Annotated in this window: 13 protein-coding genes; 4 read left to right on the top strand and 9 right to left on the bottom strand. The window is 65.2% G+C overall.

Features of this window, described 5'->3' with window-relative positions; genetic code table 11:
• Positions 1-15: 15 nt before the first annotated feature.
• The gene (locus tag V5279_RS19545; protein WP_338700096.1) at positions 16-1,239 is read right to left on the bottom strand and encodes an MFS transporter; all 1,224 of its coding nucleotides are present in this window, start codon (positions 1,237-1,239) and stop codon (positions 16-18) included.
• 99 nt (positions 1,240-1,338) lie between these two features.
• Here V5279_RS19545 and V5279_RS19540 point away from each other — a divergent pair, with 99 nt between their 5' ends.
• Positions 1,339-2,280 (top strand): LysR family transcriptional regulator, encoded by a 942-nt coding sequence (locus tag V5279_RS19540; RefSeq protein ID WP_338700095.1) that lies wholly within the window; start codon positions 1,339-1,341, stop codon positions 2,278-2,280.
• Positions 2,281-2,306: 26 nt separating this feature from the next.
• Here V5279_RS19540 and V5279_RS19535 read toward each other — a convergent pair whose 3' ends face one another.
• Together V5279_RS19535 and hchA are read right to left on the bottom strand one after the other, a co-directional pair.
• A complete protein-coding gene (locus tag V5279_RS19535) occupies positions 2,307-3,011 on the bottom strand; it encodes a PA1136 family autoinducer-binding transcriptional regulator (protein WP_338700094.1) in 705 nt (234 codons plus the stop codon).
• 181 nt (positions 3,012-3,192) lie between these two features.
• Positions 3,193-4,218 carry a glyoxalase III HchA gene (gene hchA, locus V5279_RS19530; protein WP_338700092.1) on the bottom strand — a complete coding sequence of 342 codons (1,026 nt, stop codon included), beginning with the start codon at positions 4,216-4,218 and terminating at the stop codon, positions 3,193-3,195.
• Between the two features lie 105 nt (positions 4,219-4,323).
• On the opposite strand from hchA, the gene V5279_RS19525 reads away from it, so the two are divergent.
• Positions 4,324-6,240 (top strand): right-handed parallel beta-helix repeat-containing protein, encoded by a 1,917-nt coding sequence (locus V5279_RS19525; protein ID WP_338700090.1) that lies wholly within the window; start codon positions 4,324-4,326, stop codon positions 6,238-6,240.
• Positions 6,241-6,270: 30 nt separating this feature from the next.
• Here the strand turns inward: V5279_RS19525 and V5279_RS19520 are convergent, their stop codons facing one another.
• From V5279_RS19520 to V5279_RS19510, 3 genes are all read right to left on the bottom strand, one after another.
• Entirely contained in the window at positions 6,271-6,972 is a 702-nt protein-coding gene (locus V5279_RS19520; RefSeq protein WP_338700089.1) for a GNAT family N-acetyltransferase, read from the bottom strand.
• A gap of 122 nt (positions 6,973-7,094) precedes the next feature.
• A complete protein-coding gene (locus tag V5279_RS19515) occupies positions 7,095-7,739 on the bottom strand; it encodes an O-methyltransferase (RefSeq protein WP_338700087.1) in 645 nt (214 codons plus the stop codon).
• A 26-nt stretch (positions 7,740-7,765) separates the two neighbouring features.
• The gene (locus tag V5279_RS19510; protein WP_338700085.1) at positions 7,766-8,398 is read right to left on the bottom strand and encodes a PadR family transcriptional regulator; all 633 of its coding nucleotides are present in this window, start codon (positions 8,396-8,398) and stop codon (positions 7,766-7,768) included.
• Between the two features lie 185 nt (positions 8,399-8,583).
• On the opposite strand from V5279_RS19510, the gene V5279_RS19505 reads away from it, so the two are divergent.
• Complete coding sequence (locus tag V5279_RS19505; protein WP_338700083.1) at positions 8,584-8,937, top strand: MmcQ/YjbR family DNA-binding protein; 354 nt, start codon at positions 8,584-8,586, stop codon at positions 8,935-8,937.
• A gap of 122 nt (positions 8,938-9,059) precedes the next feature.
• Here V5279_RS19505 and V5279_RS19500 read toward each other — a convergent pair whose 3' ends face one another.
• Together V5279_RS19500 and V5279_RS19495 are read right to left on the bottom strand one after the other, a co-directional pair.
• The gene (locus V5279_RS19500; protein WP_338700081.1) at positions 9,060-9,626 is read right to left on the bottom strand and encodes a histidine phosphatase family protein; all 567 of its coding nucleotides are present in this window, start codon (positions 9,624-9,626) and stop codon (positions 9,060-9,062) included.
• A gap of 89 nt (positions 9,627-9,715) precedes the next feature.
• Positions 9,716-10,681 (bottom strand): GlxA family transcriptional regulator, encoded by a 966-nt coding sequence (locus tag V5279_RS19495; RefSeq protein ID WP_338700079.1) that lies wholly within the window; start codon positions 10,679-10,681, stop codon positions 9,716-9,718.
• Between the two features lie 205 nt (positions 10,682-10,886).
• Between V5279_RS19495 and V5279_RS19490 the strand changes: the two genes are divergently transcribed.
• On the top strand, positions 10,887-11,528 hold the full coding sequence (locus V5279_RS19490; RefSeq protein WP_338700077.1) for an HD domain-containing protein: 642 nt from the start codon (positions 10,887-10,889) through the stop codon (positions 11,526-11,528).
• Between the two features lie 46 nt (positions 11,529-11,574).
• On the opposite strand, the gene V5279_RS19485 is transcribed toward V5279_RS19490, so the two are convergent.
• Positions 11,575-14,916: a DEAD/DEAH box helicase gene (locus V5279_RS19485; protein WP_338700075.1), complete on the bottom strand. Its 3,342-nt coding sequence runs from the start codon at positions 14,914-14,916 to the stop codon at positions 11,575-11,577.
• Positions 14,917-15,082: the final 166 nt, after the last annotated feature.

Here is a 15,082-nt window from a genome sequence, read left to right as displayed (position 1 = left end):
TCTGCGCCAGCGGCGTCAAGCCGGGTCCCTCGCCTCACCCACGCGCTTGTGATCGCCGCGCGCCAGCATCCAGGCCGCGAGCCCGGCGAGGATCGCCGCTGCAACCACCATGATACAGGCCGCGCCCCAGCCCCAGGTCGAGACCACAGCGCCGACCGTGATCGGCCCGGTCACCTGGCCGAAATTGCTGCCTGTCATCAACAGTCCCATCATGACGGGGACCATCGTCGCCGAACGCGCCGCCGCGGGTGCGGTTGCAAGCAACGTCGCCGGGATCAGGCCGCCGGTCGCGGAGAACAGCAGGCACAGAAAGAATGCCCCCCACCCGCCGAGCACTGGCAGGAAGATTCCGAGCGCCGAGGCGCCCATCACAAAGGCCGCCACCGCGATGAGCACGATGCGGCCAACGCCGCGCGCGAGCAGATTGCCGGCGGCGAGATTCCCGACGACGTTGCCGGCCGCCGCGAGCGCGCTAAGCCCGCCGGCGCTCTGGCTGGACACACCGAGCCGCTCGGTCAACAGGATCGGCAGGAAGCTGAACAGCGCAAAGAACATCAGGCTGTAGAGCGCCAACAGCACCATCAGGAGCGCAGGCGTACGTCGCCGCGCCAGCGCCGCGGCTTCCTGCATCAGGCCGGTTCGCGCCGGGCCGGTCCGCGATGCCACTTCCGGCACGATGACGCCGGCGAGCACGAACAGCAGGGCGACAAAGGCGGAGCTGGCCCACCAGATCGCGCGCCAGCCATCGAAGATCGGGCCAGCGACCAGCGCCAGCGCGATCCCGAACGGCATCACGCAACTCCACACCGCCATGGTGACGTCGCGCGCGCCGACATCGACGACGCGATCGAGCAGTGCCGGGGCTGCGACCATCACCAGGAGGAAGCCAAGCCCTTCGAGCAGACGGGATGCCAGCAGCACCGCAAGCGACGGCGCGAGCGCACCCGAAGCGGCGCCGAGCGCAATGGCCGCGAGGCCGCACAACAACACCCTGCGCGCGCCAACCGCGGCAATCACGACGCCGGCCGGGACACTGCCGACCAGCCCCAGCACCGCAAAGATGCCGGCGACGGTGCCGACCGCGGCGAGGTCGATGCCGAGGTTTTGTTGCAGCATCGACGCGGCAATCGCCACCTTGCCGACCTGCAGGGCGGCGCCGATGCCGCAGCCGATCACGACGGCGACCGCCGCCCATCGCTTCGCCTCGCTTTGCTGCACCACGGCCGTCCCGATCGTCATGCGTCCACCCTGCCCCCCGCTCAATTCACCAGAGATAGCGTTTCCGGATCATCGACAGGAGTGATATGTTTTGCATCCAGTTGATCGATTTTATAGATCATGCTCGATAACCTCACGCTCGACCAGATCCGCACCTTCGTCGCCATCGCCGAGAACGGCAGCTTTCGCGCCGCCGCGACCAAGCTGACGCGGGTGCAATCCGCGGTCAGCCACGCCATCGCCAACCTCGAGGCCGAACTCGGCCTCATGCTGTTCGATCGCTCCAGCCACCGCCCGGCACTGACGGCCGAGGGCAAGGCGCTTTTGGGCAATGCGCGCGACCTCCTGCTCCGCGTCGACGCGATGCGGGCGCGGGCGCGCGGCCTTGGCGACGGGGTGGAATCGGAACTTTCGCTCGTCGTCGATACGCTGTTTCCGATCGCCGCCGTCGGCGCGGCGCTGACGGAAATGCGGGCGGCCTATCCATCGGTCGGCGTCCGGCTCGCGGTCGAACCGATGGGCGGGCCGATCGCCGCCCTGACCGAACGGCGCAGCGCGCTCGCCGTCACAGTCGGGGAAGATTTTCGCGATCCCCGCCTCGCGCTCGATGCGATCTGCGCCGTGCAGATGGTCGCCGTCGTCGCGGCGAGCCATCCGCTCGCGCGCCGCGGCCGCAAGAGCGTCGCCGACCTCGCCGATCATTTGCAGATCGTGCTGTCGGATCCGACGCCGCTGTCGGAGGGCCGCAGCTTCGGCGTGCTCTCGCCGCAGATCTGCAGGGTCAGCAATCAGGACACCAAGCACGCCATGATCCTGGCCGGGCTCGGCTGGGGCCGGCTGCCGCTCTGGCAGGTGGCGCGCGACATTAGGGAACGCCGCCTGGTGCGGGTCGAAACCGGCGCGCTCGGCCGCAACGCGGCGCTCGCGATGGAGGCCTATCTCGCCCACCGGCTCGACGAGCCGCTCGGCCCCGCCGCGCGCGCGTTTGCAGAGGCGTTGACGCGGATCGCGGCGCGCAGCAGCAAGCCAAAAATCAAAACGAAGACGGCGAAGAAGCGCTGAGAAGCGGCGGCCAGCTCGTGCTCGCGTCAATCCTCGATCTCGCCGCTGCGGATCGCGAGCCGGATGGCCTGCGCTGTTGTCGCAACGCCGAGACGAAGCCGTGCCCGCCGCAAATGGTTCTCGACCGTCCGCTCCGACAACCCAAGCGACGCCGCGATGTCGGCCTGCCGCCGTCCCGCAGCGATCCAGCGCAACACCTCGCGCTCGCGCGGCGACAGGCTCGACGCACCGTCCGGCTCGCGTGCTTCCATCAGCCGGCGAGCGGCGCGGAAGGCCGCGGCGCCGACCATCGTCAGCGCCACCCGCGTCCGTGCCGACGCGTCGATACGTATGCCGGCGAAGCTCATCGCGCCTTCGAGGCCGGTACGCCCGAACACCGGGACCTGCAGCCCATGGAAACCCGGTCCGCGCGGCGCGCGCACCACGCGGTATTTCTCGCCACGAGCGGACAGCACCTTGGTCCAGAAAAACGGCTCGTCCACATTGAGGAAATTGCGCGTCACCGGACAGTGCCGGACATAGGTCTCGGCATCGACCGTCACGCCCTTGCCGAACCAGTCGCCCTCGACCCAGTAAATCCTGTCGACCAGGTCCTCCCGCGCCGGGGATGCCGAGAACATCACGAACCGGTCGTAACCGAGCGGCACGCACGCCGACCGCACAACCGCCTGGATCGCGGACAAGCTCTCGCTGCCCTCGATCGCAACCACGGCTTCGATGTAGCGGTCCATGTCGATGCCATCGTGTCCCGGAAAGTCTCGCCGGGCGCGGCCCGGCCGATTGAGGACTTTCCCTCAGCCGAAGCCGACCCGCAAGCCGCGCTACCCGAGCCGCGCAACCACCGTCTGCCGGTCGCAGGCGGCGCGGCGAGGCTCCCTCGCCGCACTGGCTTGGCCGACGACCGCGCCCGGCTCAGCGCCCGCCGAGCGTATCGAGCAAGGCCTTTGCCGCCGCCTTGCCGACATTGTTGGCAGCGAACGGGCTGTCACCGGTAATCAGCTTGCGATCCTGATAAGTCTTGCCGGTGATGTCCTTGTTTAGAATCTCGACGCCGAGCGCTTGCAGCTGTTCGCCGAAGGCCCAGGTCAGCCCGCCCGGCATGTAACCGATGTCAGGCGTGGTGCGGTCGATGGCGTCGGGAAATGCGCAGATCTTGTAGCCCTTGAAGGGATAGTCGCCCTTGGCTTCGCCGACCGCGGACGCCAGCAGCGCCGCCGGGCCATGGCAAAGCGAGATAATATGCTTGTCGTGGTCGAGCGCCCATTTCAGGGCGGCCTTCACATCGAGGCTTTCGGGCAGCCCGATCAGCGCACCATGGCCGCCGGGAATGAAGACCGCGATGTAGTCGGACTCCTTGCCGAGCTTGTTTTCGATCACGTCGGAGAGTTTGAGCGGCTGCTTCAGCCGGCCGAGATATTTCTGGTAGATGCTCTTGATCGCGTCGTCCTCCTTCGGAAACGCCCAGAGCTCCATCTTGACCGGGTTGCCCGACACGGTCGCGATGTCGAATTCGAAACCGGCCTTGTCGAGGTGATACATCGGCAACAAGGTCTCGACCGGATGGTTGCCGGTCGAGAACATCCTGCCATTCTGCAACAGCAGATAGCGCTCATCCGCGGCGATCATCAGAATCTTCCAGCGGCCACCCTTGTAGGCATTGGGATAGTCCGCGCCGGAGAGATCCGACTTGGCCGAGGTGAATTGCCGAAGCGAGTAAGGCGACGGAAAAAAGGCGTTGTTCTCCGCCGGATCGGGTACGGGACGCTTATCCTGGGATTGCTCGGACATCGAGATATCCTCTCTCATCGTGTTGCGGTCCGGCAAAGGTAAGCACGAGCCCCGCGATCGCGAATGAGGGATTTCCCTCAACGGCTCACGAGGTCGGGGAACCCGGCGCCCGACCGGTGCAGCCAACGGGAACGCGGCGGCGATATTCATCACAACGTCGAGAGCCCCTGCGCCACCTCCGCGTCGTTCGGCTCCAATTCATCTCCGCGGCCGGATAGTGCGCGCGACCGATCGCGGTCGCGCAAGGAGTCGTGCATGATGCCGATCAGCCGCCGGCGAGAGCTGACGCTTGCCTCGTTCGTCGTGGCGACCCCGCTGCTCGGCGCCGAAAGCGGCGCCGAACCGGCGCCGCTCCCTGGGTCTGCAACCTTCGACATGGCCACCTTCACGGCCACCTCCAGCGGCGACGCCGACGCGGCCTTCGCCAAGGCGCTGGCTGCGGTCGCCAAGGCAGCGGCTGACGCCAGCAAGGCTGGATCGGTTCACATCGTCCTCAACCTGGAGAAGAGTGCCAGCTACCGGATCAAGCGGCCGCTCGCGTTCCGGCAGTTGCACGGCTTCGAGCTTAACGGCAATGGCGCGCAGCTGATCAACACGACACGCAGCGGGACCTTCGCGATCTCGGGTTGCAGCCACCTCACGATCCGTGACCTCAGCATTGACTACGATCCGCTGCCGTTCACGCAGGGCACGATCGCGGCCTTCGACAAGGCCGCGCTCGAGATCACGGTGAGGATCGATCCGGGCTATCCCGATGATGCCGCCCTGCTCGCCGCCATGGCCGGCGGCTTCTTCAAGGTGATGGACCGGCACAACCGGGCGCTGAAGACTGGCGCCCGCGACTTCCTCTCACCGAGCCACGTCGAGCGCATCGGTGACGGCTTGATCAAGGTGCGGTTGCAGTGGAGCGCGAATGACCGCTTCCCGAGCCAGCTGCCGATCGCCGTCGGTGACGTGGTCGCGATCTCCAACGGCGGCGCGCACGCCGTTGCGGTGGACTCCAGCGTCGCAACCAGCCTGATCGACCTCAAGCTCCTGGCCTCGCCGGGCATGGGCATCATCGAGAATGGCGGCGAAGGCTCGATGATGCTGCAAAAAGTCTCGGTCGTTCCGGGACCCCGGCCGAAGGGCGCGACGACCGACCGGCTGATCTCGACCAACTCCGACGGTTCGCACTTCACGGCGGTCGCGCGGGGGCCGACCATCGAGGATTGCAGTTTCGCCAACACCTCCGACGATGCGGTCAATGTTCACGGCTTCTACCACTACGTCGTGGCAAAGACCGCGCCGCGGCGGTTTCTGCTTAGCCCGAAATGGGACATCGGCCTTGTGGCCGGCGACGACATCGAGAGCTGCGATCACTCGACGTTTCGTTCACTGGGGCGCGGCAAGGTCGAGCAATTGACCAAACGCCATGCGCCGGAGCTGAAGGCGAAGATCGCCCAGCTCTGGAACAACAGGAGCCCGACCACCGAGCCGGACCTGATCTATGACGTCACCCTGCAGCAGGACCTGCCGCTCAAGGTCGGCGATGCCGTCACCTCGCTGACGCATACCGGGTCGGGCGCCACGGTGCTGAGGTGCAGCTTCCACGCCTGCGGCCGCGTGCTGATGAAGGCGCCGAACGCCATCGTCGAAAACTGCCAGTTCACGTTCTCGACCGGGGTCGCGCTGCAAGCGGGCAGCGATATCGGCTTCTGGTCGGAGTCGGGATTTGCCGACAATCTCGTGTTCAGAGGCAACCGCTTCAGCCATTGCGTCAACGGCGCCAACGAGCTGACCAGCGGCAGCGGCACCCTCGGCACCATCCATGTCGGCATGGTGCCGCCGGAGAGCGCGAAGGGATTTCAGGACAATTTCGAGAACCGGCGCGTCATCATCGAAGGCAATCATATCGACGATTCCTGCATCTACGCGATCTTCGTCAGCAATGCCGACGGCCTCAAGATCGCCGACAATCTGATCGGCCAGACATTTGTGCGCGGCAATGCGTTCGGGGCTGGCGAGTTCTTCCGGATCAGGCCCGACAGCGCGATCTATGTCGGCCGCGCCAGAAACGTCGAGATCAGCAACAATGTCGCCGCACGCGGCCGGATCGCGGCGAATGCCGTCGCGATCGATCCCAGCTGCGACAAGCGCTCGGTGCATCTCGTCAACAACCGGCTGGCATGAGCGAGCGCCGAATTGAGCAGAGACAACACTTCAGCCCTGCCCCTGCTTCTGCAACACCGTGATGTGCAGACGGCGGCGAATTTCCATGCCCTGGCGCCGGTAGAGCGCGATCGCCGAGACATTGCTGGTGAAGACGTGCAGGAAGGGAATTTCGCCGCGTGCCACGATCTGGCGGGCGACCGCCGCCAGCAGCGCCTGCGCGTAGCCGCGGCCGCGATAGTCCGGATGCACGCAGACCGCGGTCATCTCGGTAAAGTTCCCCGGCTTCATGCGTTCCCCGGTCATCGCGACCAGCTCGCCGTTCACGCGAATGCCGAGAAAGGTGCCGAGCTCATGCGTCCGCGCACTGAACGGGCCGGGCTTTGTCAGCTCCGTCAACGCCATCATCGCAGGAACGTCGGCGGCGCCGAGCGTGACGATCTCGACGCCGGACAGCGCAAAGTCTGCGGGTATGCCGATCATCTGCTCGCCGGTCTCGGCCAGCAGCACCTTGAACGCCGCCGGCACGGTGACCGGATCGGGCGTGAACAGCACCGCGATCTCAGGTCCCGACAACAGCGCGCCGAGCGCCGCAAAGCTCTCGGGCGACATGTCGACCATGTCGGCGAAGGGTGCGATCGCCAGCGGAAAGCGCTTGGCATCGGTGCCGCCTTCGGCCAGGTCGCGCTGCCTTGTGGTCAGCGCGCTCCAGATCGGGCCATCGAGCGGATGAAGTGGCGGGACTTCGGACATGCGGCGCTTCGCTCCTGATTTTCCTCGAACAGAGCAAGAAGCGCCGGCAAAATCCAGCATGCGTGATGTGGTTGCGGCTCACAATCACGCCAGCCGTCGATCAAGTGGTGCCGTCGGCCGGGCTATGCCACCTTGAGGCAAAGCTCGGTGCCGCCCTTGAGCGGCAGCGTGATCGACACGAAGCCATTGTTGGGATCGCGCACGAACTCCAGAAAATCCGCCTCGGCATTGTCGTTCATCACATAGCCGCCGACCCGAAGCTGCGGGGCGACGATCTCGATCACCTGGCGCGCCAGCGTCGGTCCCTTGTCACCCGGCCAGCCGTCGATCAGGATGAAGTCGACGGGACCGCCGAGATCGCGCAGCGTCTTGCGCGCATCGCCCTCGCGGATCTCGGCGTAGTCGGCCAGGCCGGCCTCGGCGAGATTGCGCTGCGCGGTTGCGACCTTGGCCGGCACGATCTCCGAGCCGATCACGGTGCCACCGCCATTGTCGCGCATCGCAGCGGCGAAATACAGCGTCGACATTCCGACCGAGGTCGCGAACTCGGCGACGCGTTTGGCGCGCAGGCCGCGGCACAAGAGATAGATCAATTCGCCCTGCTCGGGGTGAATCGAGAATCCCTGCTCGGCATAGTCGTGCGGATCGCGGCTGCCGCTCTGCATCGGATTGCCCCTCACGGGCGCACGGCGCGTGGCCTGCAGGCGTTCGATGACGGCAGCAACGCGGGCGTCAGTAATCGCGCTGTGCGGTTCAGCGTTGTACATGAAAGGTCTCCCTCGCTGCGACTGTGTCATTGCTGCAGGATTTCGGCGGCAGCGCGCTCCAGGATTTTCGCGATGCGCCGCGCCTCGGCGGCATCGCTGCCGCGCTTCTGGCGCAGCGCGCTTTTCAGCGCGTGACGGGCGCGGTGCATTTCGTCGGACGCTTCGCCATCGAGATCGCTGACGCCGGCGAAGGCCTCACGCACCTCCTCCATGCGGCGGCCGATCCGCGACAGCGCCTCGAGAATGGTATCCGCGGTGGCGCGGTTCTCTGCGAGATGCGCCTTGCCCTGCTCGGTGATGCTGTAGAGCTTGCGTGCCGCGTCCTGCGTGACGCTGGCATGGCCGATCTCCTCGAGGAATGTCAGCGCCGGATAGATCACGCCCGGGCTCGGGCTGTAGAAGCCGTCCGACTTCTCCTCGATGGTCTTGATCAGCTCATAGCCGTGCGCGGGCTGCTCGCCGAGCAGCGCCAGGATCACGAGCTGCAGATCCTGCGACGACAGCCGCCGCGAGCCCGGAAAGTCGCCACCTCCGCCCCGCCCGAAGAAGCCAGGACCGCCGCGGCCAAAGCGGTGGCCGCCTCGGCCATGCCGCCCCATCGCGAAGAACCCAAACCTGAAGCCATCATCGTCCCGGTCACGAAACATCTGTCTTCTCATTGCCTTTTCCTTACTGAAAACATATCTTACGATATATCTTGAGATGAACGGACTACAACCCACGTTTTCGTGAGGAGCCCGGCGGCCCGACGCCGCGGCGGCCACGCTCGCTGGGAACGACTGGGCTTGTCGACGTTCGCGCAGCTGGCCTATGGCTTCGGAAGGTTTCCCAACTTCTGCGACTCATGCGCCCCAAAACCTTCGAAACCCATTGCCTGCGCCTGCCCGCCGCCACCAAGGTGGTGCAATGGGAGGGCACGTCGGTGTTCAAGGTCGGCGGCAAGATGTTCGCGCTGGCCGGCGGCTACATCGAGAGCACCGGCGGCTTCATGTTCAAGACCTCGAACATGGCCTATCAGCTGCTGATCGAGCAGGGCCTGGCGCGGCCGGCGCCGTATCTGGCGCGTGCCACATGGGTGCAGCTGGCGGCCAACGACGCCCTGCCCGACGCCGAGCTCAAGGCCTATCTCGCGCAGGCGCATGCCCTGATCGCCGCGAAGCTGACGCGGAAATCGCGCAAGGCGCTCGGGCTCGAGTGACCGGCAAAAGCGTTTTCGAGCGAAGTGGATACCGGTTCGCGTGAAGAATACGCGTCAAAACAAGAATCTAGAGCCCCGTTCCGATTCAATCGGAACGGCAAAGGCTCCGGCCGCAGCGCCGCTCAACCACCCAACGGCTTGTCGGAATCGCCCGACAGCAATTTTGGAAACAGCTCCTTGAAGGCGAACTTGTCGTCGCCCTTGGCGCGGTCGAAGCGCAGCACGACGTCGAAGCGGCTGCCCTCCCATTTGGTGGGCGGCGTGCCCTTGCTGACCGGGATCAGCGGAAGGATGTCCGAGATGATCGCCTTGTGCTCCCAGCACAGCAGCACGACGCCCTTCAGCGCCAGCACCGCCTGCATCAGCGCCGGCTCATCACCCTTGCCAAAGCCTTCGTTCGGCGCCAGCGAGCGGCGTGCTGCGAGCGCCGAGATCGTCTCGGCCGGACGGCTGCTTGGCGGTTGGTTGGGCGCGGTGCCGGGCGTCGCGGCGTAGATCGCGTCAGGCTTGGCATAGTCACCGCCGGTGAGATCGGTGCCGAACAATGCCGTCCATGCGCCCGCGCGCTCCCAGCCGCGGAGCACGAGCGACTCGGTATCGGACACGCCGTCCGCGGTGAAGCCGGGCCCCGGCCAGCCATCACCAGGCTTTTCGGCATGACGGATGATGAAGAGCGTGAGCGCGTCCATGGCGGCCTCGTGGGGAAGGATATGCGGCGGGAAACGGCGTCGACGACGTCGATCCTACCCCCGATCAGACGTCCGCTTCATGAACGGCGTCACAATTTGCGAAAACTCGCGCGGTACTGCGCCGGGGACACGCCGAGCCGCTGGGAGAACACGACCCGCATCCGATCGGCCGAGCCGAAGCCGCAGTCGAACGCAACCGCCTTCAGCGGCCGGTCCGAGCCCTCGAGCAACCGGCGCGCGGCGTCGACCCGCGCCCGCTCGACGAATTCGTGCGGCGTGATGCCGGTCTCCTGCGCGAAGCTGCGGCCGAAATTGCGCACGCTCATGCCGACGGCCTCGGCCAGTGACTGCAGCGTGTGGCGCTCGCCGACGCGCTGCATGACATGCGCATGCGCCCGCGCGATCGGCGAATCCTCGTCGACCGGCGCGGTGAGATAGGGACTGAACTGCGACTGCCCGCCCTGGCGCTGCGCCACCACGACCAGCCGCTTTGCCACCGCGACCGCAACCTGCGGCCCATGACGTTCGGCCACGAGCGCCAGCCCGAGATCGATCCCCGCGGTCACGCCGGCCGAGGTCATCAGCTTGCCGTCGCGGATGTAGATCCGGTCGAAGATCACTTCGGCCGCGGGAAAGCGCGCCGCCAACCGCTGCGCGTTCTGCCAATGCGTCGTCACCTTGTGGCCGTCGAGCAGCCCGGCATGGCCGAGCGCGAACGCGCCGGTGCAGATCGAACCGTACAATTCGGCGCGCTCGGGCGCCGTGCGCAGCCACCGCGTCAGTTCGGGATCCGGCTCGGCGTCGGGCAATGCCGGCCCGCCCGCGACGAGCAGGATGTCGAATTTCTCGTTTGCCTCGTCGAAGCTGAGGTCGGCCGATATCTTCATGCCGTTCGATGCGCGCAGCGGTTCGCGGCTGGCGCCGACCAGCACGGTCTCGTAGCCATGGCCAGCGGGTACAAAGCCGTTCGTCTCCGCGAACACATCGACGGGACCAGCGACATCGAGCGCCTGCACCCCTTCATGAATTGCGATCGCGATCTTCTGAACCGCCATACCTTCTCCTTGCTCAGCTGGCGCAAAACGACGTCTCGTTGGCCCGATCCGGCGGCGCGCGATCGTTGCGAGATCAGGCCAAACGGGCGACATACACCCCACGGACACACCACCGGGCGATCCGAACCCACCGCAGCGACGAGCGCTGGCGCCCGCGTGTTCGCACGCCACGGCATCGTCTTGCCACATCGAGGAGCGTCTTGAAATGACCGAGATCATCGCCGGCATCCGTGTACCCGACAGCGCCATGGCTCGCGCCGCCACCCAGCTGGTGCGCGATACCGAGGACGACCTGCTCTACAATCACAGCCGCCGGGTGTTCTTCTGGGGCGCGCTGACCGGCAACCGCCGCAAGCTGAAATTCGATTCCGAGCTGCTCTATATCGGCGCCATGTTCCACGACATGGGCCTGACCGCGGCGCACGCAAGCCCGGATCTGCGCTTCGAGGTCGACGGCGCCAACGCCGCGCGCGACTTCCTCAAGAGTTACGGCGTGCCGGAACGCGACATCGAGGACGTCTGGACGTCGATCGCGCTGCACACCACGCCTGGCGTTCCCGAGCACATGCGCCCGACCATTGCACTGGTCACCGCCGGCGTCGAGATGGACGTGCTCGGCATCGCCTATGACGATTTCGCGCACGAGCATCGCGACCATGTCTGCGCGCACCATCCCCGCGAGGCGAATTTCAAGGAAAACATCATCGACCATTTCGCTGCCGGCACGATCAAGAAGCCGCTCACCACCTTCGGCAACGTCAAGGCCGACGTGCTGGCGCTGAAGGACATGAATTACACAAGGATGAATTTCTGCTCGATCATCCTCGGCTCGAAATGGCCGACATGAGGCAAGGCTCGTTCGGCTTCCTTCACCCGGGCCAGAGGAAATGTGTTCAATCGGAGAAAAGCGCCTGCACGTCCTCTTCCGTGAGTGCGGAGCCAATGCGTCCTTCGGAATCGAAAATGCTGTCGGCCAGCGCGCGCTTGCGGGCCTTGAGTTCGTCCATTTTCTCCTCGATCGTACCGGCGGCCACCAGCCGATAGACAAAAACAGCCTTGTCCTGCCCGATGCGATGGGCGCGATCGATGGCTTGCTCCTCGACCGCGGGATTCCACCAGGGATCGAAGATGATCACGGTGTCTGCGGCCGTCAGGTTGAGCCCGACACCACCGGCCTTTAAGCTGATCAGGAAGAGGTCGCTCGCACCGTTCTGAAACCCCTCGATCGCGCTCCTGCGGTCCTTTGTTTCACCGGTCAGCACGCTGTACCGGATCGCGAGCGCGTCGCAGCGCTTGCGGATCAGTGCCAGCATGGAGGTAAACTGCGAGAACACGATGATCTTGCGCTTCTCGCTTAGGAGTTCCTCGACCATCTCCATCAGCCGATCGAGTTTTGCAGACGGGCGCTTGACGCCGTCGTCGAGATTCAACAGTGCGGGATCGCAGCAGGCCTGTCGCATCCTGAGTAGGGCTTCGAGCACGACGATATGGCTCTTGCCCAGGCCACGTTCCCGGATCGCCTTGCGGACCTTCTCCGACATCGACAAACGGATGGCGTCGTAGAGCTCCCGCTGGCTGCCTTCGAGGACGACACTCTCTGTGAACTCGCTTTTCGGCGGCAACTCGGCGGCCACCTCCTGCTTGGTCCGCCGCAGCAAGAATGGCTTGATGCGGTGCGTCAGCACCCGGGCGCGTCCGAGGTCGGCGCGCTTCTCGATCGGCGTCCGCCAGTCGCGCACGAACGTCGCCCGATCGCCGAGATATCCTGGATTGGCAAAGCTCATGATCGACCAGAGTTCGCCGAGATGATTTTCCATCGGCGTGCCGGTCAGGCAGAAGCGATGCCGCGCGCGGATGCCCTGCAGCCGTCGCGTTATCGTCGCGTTGGAGTTCTTGATGATCTGGGCCTCGTCCAGCACTGCGAGGTGCCACTCGCGCGCAAGCAGTACCTCGTGGTCGCGCGCGATCAGCGGATAGGTGGTGACGATGAGGTCGTGATCGGCGATCGCCTCGAAATTTTGCCTGCGGGCTGGACCATGCAGGACGAGAATTCTCAAGCCGGGCGTGAACTTGCGCGCCTCGTTGAACCAGTTGGTCATCAGACTCGTGGGAGCGACGACGATCGCAGGATCGGTCAAATGACCGCGCGCCTTCTCCAGCGCAAGCAACGCCAGGATCTGAACGGTCTTGCCCAATCCCATGTCATCGGCCAGTACGCCGCCCAGACCGCTCTCCGTGAGCAGTTCGAGCCAGGCAAGCCCCTGCGTCTGGTAAGGTCTCAAAACCGCGTTGAAATCGGGTGGCAGGACGGGAGCCGGCAATCCGCGGGCACCGAGCAATCCTGCCATACGACGAAGATTCTCCGCTCCCCTGAAGACGAAATGATCGGCTTCGAGACCGAGCAGTGGCACGATCTGGGCGCGCGAGAGCCGGATATTCCCTGACGCATCAACGAAGGCTTCGCGCAACGCCAGGCTATGGAGCGCCAGTACGAGCGGAAGGAAGCGATCGGCCGCCATCGCCAGATAGCGGCCGTCAGCCAGCGGCAGGTAGATGCTACCGCCATCGTCCGCAATCTGCTTGACCGTCTCAGGCGCAAATCCGGGTTGCGATATCAGCGCGGCCAGCAGCGTGGCAAGATCGCGGCGTTCCCCGTCGATCTCGATTCCGAGCGCGAGCTCGAACCAGTCGATGCCGCTGCTTTCGAACTCGGCATCGAACATCCCGGATGACGTCGCGAGCCGGTACGGGAAATCGTCGTCGATACGAATTTCGAAACCGGCCGTCTGCAGACCGGCCGCATCAGCATTGAGGAAGTCGAGCCAGTCCGTCGTCGACTGCGCGAAGGTCAGATCATACGCATGCACGGCATCGAGCATCGGGAAAGCCGATCTCGCTTCGACCAGGCCGAGACTGGCCAGCCGTGCGGTCATTTCCTTCTCTTTGGCCTTGCGTCGCGTGACGACGTAGAGCGTTCCGTCCTGGAACAGCTCCACCCGATGGGCGCTTTCCGACCGTTCGATTTCGACCGGGCCGTAGCGGAAGCTGAGGCGGGCCACCGGTATGCGGTCGGGCGTCCGATCGCCATAATAATAGGCGTGCGCCGCCTTGCGCCCCGACATCAGACGAAGCACCGGCATTGGATCCATATTGATCTTGGTGGCGGCGGCCGGAGGCGCGGGCAACCAGCCGGGATCCAGGTTCGGCAACTTCTGGCCAAGGCGTTGCGCGACTTGCGCGACATGGGCATGCGGGATGGCAGGAGCGAGCAGAAGCCGGCTGCTCAGCCGTTCTGGAAGATTCAACCTGATCGGCCCGATCAATCCGGCGGCATCGTCGACATAGACCGGCGGCTCTGCGTTCAGTGCCGTTGCGCTCTCGACGGTCAGCAGCGGACCGATCCCGTCCCTGCTGACCTGACGCCACGCGATGCGACCATCGCGCGCCTCGCCCCATTGCAGCGGCGCACCGCTGTGATCGTGCCAGAACGGCCGCCCCGTCGCGACGATCCGTTTCAGGACATCAGCCGAATACGCGCGTCGGCCCAGCGTGTAGCCGGACCGAAACTCGCTGGACAGCCTGACGAGGACGTCAATGTCAGAGCCGAGATAATATTTCGGAGCACGATCGACCGAAAACTCGCCCAAAGATGGCTGCGACACCTTGCTGCCGAACTCGCCGGTCTTCAGGATTTTCACGGATACCAGCGACACATCAAGGCAGGGAATGCAGCCCGCCGCCAACGCAGGCTGCAGGTAGTAGAGCAATCGCTGCGTGACATCGGGCGGATAGTCCGCGTCCCGCACCGACCGGCCGACCGTCTCGATCCATTCGGTGATTTGGTAGGGCAGCACCGCGTCAGGCCGCAGCTGCCCATTCCCCGGGGCGCGTCGCGACGCCAGCATTGCCGTACCGGCCGAACGCGTCGGCCGCTGCAAGGCTTCAAAGAGCGTCGCGGCAACATGCTTGCAGTTCAGAGCCATTGGACAGCTGCAATCGCCGTCGACGTCGACCAGCCGATCGCCGTCAAACTCCAACACGATATCGACCCGGTAAGGCGTGCGTTCGGTTCCCCTCACCTGCGCTTGCACGCGAGTGAGATCCTCACTGACCTTCACCCCCGAGACGCGGCCCTGGGCACGGTAAACAACGGCCTTGTCGACGGCCGATCGGCTGAAGAAGCCGAGCAAGTCCTTCTGTCTCAGTCGCTCGGAAAGATTCGGAACGTCAGGCATAACGTCAGGCATCAAGGATTGCGGTTTGCACGAGAGCGGCGGCCCCGGACCAATCCACTATTAGCAGACGCAATATGTCGGCCAAACGGCATCGACCATCGCCTGCCCTGCTTCCACACCTTCCTTTGTGTCGGCCCCGACAGATAGTGGTCGACGGACTCCCGCA

Origin of the sequence: Bradyrhizobium sp. 26S5 (assembly GCF_036923295.1) — a bacterium.
GTDB lineage: Bacteria > Pseudomonadota > Alphaproteobacteria > Rhizobiales > Xanthobacteraceae > Bradyrhizobium > Bradyrhizobium septentrionale.
Note: the sequence above shows the minus strand (reverse complement) of the source record. Positions and strands in the feature narration are given on the sequence as shown.

Bases quoted from the DNA above. Each gene is read 5' to 3' on its own strand.
- V5279_RS19545 (WP_338700096.1), bottom strand. From the start codon at position 1,239: ATGACGATCGGGACGGCCGTGGTGCAGCAAAGCGAGGCGAAGCGATGG.
- V5279_RS19540 (WP_338700095.1), top strand. From the start codon at position 1,339: ATGCTCGATAACCTCACGCTCGACCAGATCCGCACCTTCGTCGCCATC.
- V5279_RS19535 (WP_338700094.1), bottom strand. From the start codon at position 3,011: ATGGACCGCTACATCGAAGCCGTGGTTGCGATCGAGGGCAGCGAGAGC.
- hchA (WP_338700092.1), bottom strand. From the start codon at position 4,218: ATGAATATCGCCGCCGCGTTCCCGTTGGCTGCACCGGTCGGGCGCCGG.
- V5279_RS19525 (WP_338700090.1), top strand. From the start codon at position 4,324: ATGATGCCGATCAGCCGCCGGCGAGAGCTGACGCTTGCCTCGTTCGTC.
- V5279_RS19520 (WP_338700089.1), bottom strand. From the start codon at position 6,972: ATGTCCGAAGTCCCGCCACTTCATCCGCTCGATGGCCCGATCTGGAGC.
- V5279_RS19515 (WP_338700087.1), bottom strand. From the start codon at position 7,739: ATGTACAACGCTGAACCGCACAGCGCGATTACTGACGCCCGCGTTGCT.
- V5279_RS19510 (WP_338700085.1), bottom strand. From the start codon at position 8,398: ATGAGAAGACAGATGTTTCGTGACCGGGACGATGATGGCTTCAGGTTT.
- V5279_RS19505 (WP_338700083.1), top strand. From the start codon at position 8,584: ATGCGCCCCAAAACCTTCGAAACCCATTGCCTGCGCCTGCCCGCCGCC.
- V5279_RS19500 (WP_338700081.1), bottom strand. From the start codon at position 9,626: ATGGACGCGCTCACGCTCTTCATCATCCGTCATGCCGAAAAGCCTGGT.
- V5279_RS19495 (WP_338700079.1), bottom strand. From the start codon at position 10,681: ATGGCGGTTCAGAAGATCGCGATCGCAATTCATGAAGGGGTGCAGGCG.
- V5279_RS19490 (WP_338700077.1), top strand. From the start codon at position 10,887: ATGACCGAGATCATCGCCGGCATCCGTGTACCCGACAGCGCCATGGCT.
- V5279_RS19485 (WP_338700075.1), bottom strand. From the start codon at position 14,916: ATGCCTGACGTTCCGAATCTTTCCGAGCGACTGAGACAGAAGGACTTG.